Origin of the sequence: Microbacterium sp. HMWF026 (genome assembly GCF_003061325.1) — a bacterium.
GTDB lineage: Bacteria > Actinomycetota > Actinomycetes > Actinomycetales > Microbacteriaceae > Microbacterium > Microbacterium testaceum_E.
In genome coordinates this window covers 1-3,926 of sequence record NZ_QAJB01000169.1, presented here as the reverse complement: position 1 = coordinate 3,926, position 3,926 = coordinate 1, and the positions used below count along the sequence as shown (strand labels likewise).

The following is a 3,926-nucleotide window of genomic DNA, read 5'->3' as shown; positions in this document are numbered from 1 at the left end:
GTGAGCGCCTCGGCGGCGGCGCCGAGCGCGACGCCGCCGCCGCATCGCTCGACGCCGCCGCCGAGGCGCTCACCGCCGCCCGACGCGACGCAGCGGAACGCCTGGGCGCCGCCGTGACCGACGAGCTGCACGCGCTCGCTCTGCCGGACGCGCGCCTGGTGGTCGAGGTGTCGCCGAGCGCCCCCGCCGGTCACGGGCGCGACGAGGTCTCGATCCTGCTCGCGCCCCATCCGGGCGCGGACCCCCGACCCGTGTCGAGGGGAGCCTCGGGCGGAGAGCTGAGCCGGGTCATGCTGGCGATCGAAGTGGTCATCGCCGGCGTCGACCCCGTGCCCACGTTCGTCTTCGACGAGGTGGATGCCGGGATCGGCGGCGCCGCGGCGATCGAGGTGGGGCGCCGACTGGCCCGCCTCGCCGAGTCCTCGCAGGTGATCGCCGTCACGCACCTGGCCCAGGTGGCGGCCTTCGCCGGAAACCACCTCACCGTGGTCAAGGGCAACGACGGGGCGGTCACGGCATCCAGCGTCCGGCGACTGGACGGCGCCGAACGGGAGGCCGAGATGGCTCGTCTGCTGTCGGGACTGAGCGACTCGGAGGCGGCGCTGACCCACGCCCGCGAGCTGCTCGAGACCGGCCGAGCCCGCTGACCCGCGATCGACACGCGAACGTGACGCGGATGTCGGACGTCGATGCCAGACTCTGAACGAACCCTCGAACGCGACTGATAGGATCGAAGCCCGTGATGCAGACTTCGGACGCGGGACAATCAGACAGCACGACCTTCACGACGAAGCACATCTTCGTGACCGGAGGAGTCGTCTCCTCCCTGGGCAAGGGCCTGACGGCGGCAAGCCTCGGCAACCTCCTCACGGCCCGCGGACTCCGCGTGGTCATGCAGAAGCTCGATCCCTATCTCAACGTGGATCCGGGCACGATGAACCCCTTCCAGCACGGCGAGGTCTTCGTGACCGACGACGGCGCCGAGACCGACCTCGACATCGGGCACTACGAGCGTTTCCTCGACATCGAGCTCAGCCAGGCCGCCAACGTGACGACCGGCCAGATCTACTCGCAGGTCATCGCGCGCGAGCGACGCGGCGAATACCTCGGCGACACGGTGCAGGTCATTCCGCACATCACCGACGAGATCAAGCGTCGCATGCGTCTGCAGGCGAGCGAGAGCCCGCAGCCCGACGTCATCATCACCGAGATCGGCGGCACGGTCGGCGACATCGAGTCTCAGCCGTTCATCGAGTCGGCTCGTCAGATCCGCCACGAGCTCGGCCGCAAGAACGTCTTCTTCGTGCACGTGTCGCTCGTGCCCTTCATGGGCGCCTCGGGCGAGCAGAAGACCAAGCCCACCCAGCACTCCGTCGCGACGCTGCGCTCCATCGGCATCCAGCCCGATGCCCTCGTCCTGCGCAGCGACCGCCCCGTCACCGAGTCGAACAAGCGCAAGATCGCGCTCATGTGCGACGTCGACGAGGACGCCGTCGTCAACGCGATCGACGTGCCCAGCATCTACGACATCCCCACGATGCTGCACGACCAGGGCCTCGACGCCTACATCGTCGACGCGCTCGACATCGCCGCGGCCGCCGACGTCGACTGGTCGCGCTGGAACCGCGTGCTGCAGGCGGTGCACAACCCCAAGCACGAGGTCACCATCGGACTCGTCGGCAAGTACATCGACCTGCCCGACGCCTACCTGTCGGTCACCGAGGCCATCAAGGCCGGCGGTTTCGGTCAAGAGACGCACGTGAAGATCACGTGGATCCCCTCCGACCTGTGCGAGACGCCCGAGGGCGCCGCCAAGGCCCTGGGGGCCGTCGACGGCATCATCGTCCCCGGCGGTTTCGGCATCCGAGGTATCGAGGGCAAGCTCGGTGCCCTCCGCTTCGCGCGCGAGCAGGGCATCCCGACGCTCGGTATCTGCCTGGGCCTGCAGTGCATGGTCATCGAGTACGCGCGCACCGTCGCCGGACTCGAGGGCGCGTCGTCGAGCGAGTTCGACCCCGACACCGCCCACCCGGTCGTGGCGACGATGGCCGAGCAGGTCGACATCCTCGAGAGCGGCGACCTGGGCGGCACGATGCGCCTGGGCCTGTACCCCGCCGCGCTCGCCGAGGGCTCGCTGGCCGCCGACCTGTACGGTCAGGCGCAGATCTCGGAGCGCCACCGCCACCGCTACGAGGTGAACAACGCCTACCGCCAGCAGCTCAGCGACGCGGGTCTGGTGTTCTCGGGCCTCAACCCCGACCTCGACCTCGTCGAGTTCGTGGAGCTTCCGCGCGACGTGCACCCGTACTACATCGCGACGCAGGCGCACCCCGAGCTGCGCTCGCGTCCCACCGAGCCGCACCCGCTGTTCCGTGGACTCGTCGCGGCGTCGCTCGAACGTCACCGCTCGAGCGAGCTGTTCGACGTCGAGGAGGACTGACGTGTCGGAGCTGCGCGACCAGGACGTCGAGCTCGAGGTTCTCTCGAGCGAACTGGTCTACGAGGGCGCCGTCTGGAACGTGCGCTCCGACACCGTCCGCTACGGCGACGGCGAGATGACCCGCCAGTACGTCGATCACCCGGGCGCCGCCGCGGTCGTGGCGATCGACGACGAACGGCGCGTCGTGCTCATCCAGCAGTACCGTCACCCCATCACGCAGCGCGACTGGGAAATCCCCGCCGGTCTGCTCGACGTCGCGGGCGAGCCGCCGCTCGAGACCGCCAAGCGCGAGCTGAGCGAAGAAGTCGACCTGGCCGCGGAGCATTGGCAGCACCTGGTCTCTATGCGCACGACGCCGGGCGGCAGCAACGAGGTCGTGCACATCTTCCTCGCGCGGGGCCTCAGCGCCGTCGAGAACGACTTCGAGCGCGAGCACGAGGAGTCGGACATGCTCGTCCAGCGCATCGAGCTGTCCGAGGTCGTGGACGCGGTGCTCGAGGGCCGGGTGCGAAACGGCATCCTGGCCGTCGGTGCGCTCGCCGCCGCAGAGGTGCTGCGGCGCGAGGCCGACACGGCCTGACGTGGAGCTCGGGCGCGCGGTCGAGGCCTATCTGCGTCACGTCGCGCTCGAGCGCGGATTGTCGGACCACACCGTCGCCGCCTACCGGCGCGACCTGGACGTCTACGTCGTGTGGCTGCGGTCGCGGGGGATCGCCTCGGTCGACGAGGTGACCCCCGGGCTCGTCGCCGATTTCGCGGCCGAGCGCGCCTCGGCCGAGCCGCCGCCCGCGTCGTCATCGCTCGCGCGTCTGCAGTCGTCGGTACGAGGGCTCCACCGGTTCCTCGTGCGCGAGGGGCGGGTCCCAGACGATCCGAGCGGGCGTCTGCGACCGCCCAAGGCGCCCCGCCGCTTGCCGAAGGCCCTGACCATCGGCCAGATCGACGCGCTGCTGGATGCCGCCGGCCCCGCTCCGGGGTCGGCGGACGCCTCGGCGGCCGAACCCGCGGCGGTCCGCGACCGCGCGCTGCTCGAGGTGCTCTACGCCACGGGGGCGCGCGTGTCGGAGGTCGTCGAGCTCGACGTCGACGACGCGGCGCACGGCGATCTGCTGCGCGTCCGCGGCAAGGGCGACAAAGAACGAATTGTCCCCGTCGGCTCCTATGCCCGGGCGGCGGTCGAGGCGTACCTCACACGTGTCCGCCCGGCCCTGGCCGCGCGTGGCCGAGCGACACCACGACTGTTCCTCGGGGTGCGCGGGGCGCCCCTGTCGCGCCAGAGCGCCTGGCTGATCATCCAGGCCGCGGCCGAGCGAGCAGGACTCACCGCTCATGTCTCGCCGCACACGCTCCGCCATTCGTTCGCGACCCACCTCCTGCAGGGCGGCGCGGACGTGCGGGTGGTGCAGGAATTGCTGGGACACGCCTCGGTGTCGACCACCCAGATCTACACGCATGTCTCGGTCGACGCGCTGCGGGACGTCTACGC

The 3,926-nt window shown here is 70.5% G+C and carries 3 protein-coding genes and 1 pseudogene; all 4 read left to right on the top strand.

All coding sequences use genetic code 11. From position 1 onward, the window contains the following. A pseudogene (locus tag DBR36_RS18265) lies at positions 1 to 647 on the top strand (DNA repair protein RecN); the annotation flags it as partial. 95 nt (positions 648 to 742) lie between these two features. Next, positions 743 to 2,440: a CTP synthase gene (locus tag DBR36_RS07225; RefSeq protein WP_108318224.1), complete on the top strand. Its 1,698-nt coding sequence runs from the start codon at positions 743 to 745 to the stop codon at positions 2,438 to 2,440. A 1-nt stretch (position 2,441) separates the two neighbouring features. Continuing rightward, a complete protein-coding gene (locus tag DBR36_RS07220; protein WP_108318223.1) occupies positions 2,442 to 3,020 on the top strand; it encodes an NUDIX hydrolase in 579 nt (192 codons plus the stop codon). Between the two features lies 1 nt (position 3,021). Beyond that, on the top strand, positions 3,022 to 3,926 hold a 905-nt coding region (locus DBR36_RS07215), incomplete at its 3' end, for a site-specific tyrosine recombinase XerD (protein WP_108318228.1).

Bases quoted from the DNA above. Each gene is read 5' to 3' on its own strand.
- DBR36_RS07225 (WP_108318224.1), top strand. From the start codon at position 743: ATGCAGACTTCGGACGCGGGACAATCAGACAGCACGACCTTCACGACG.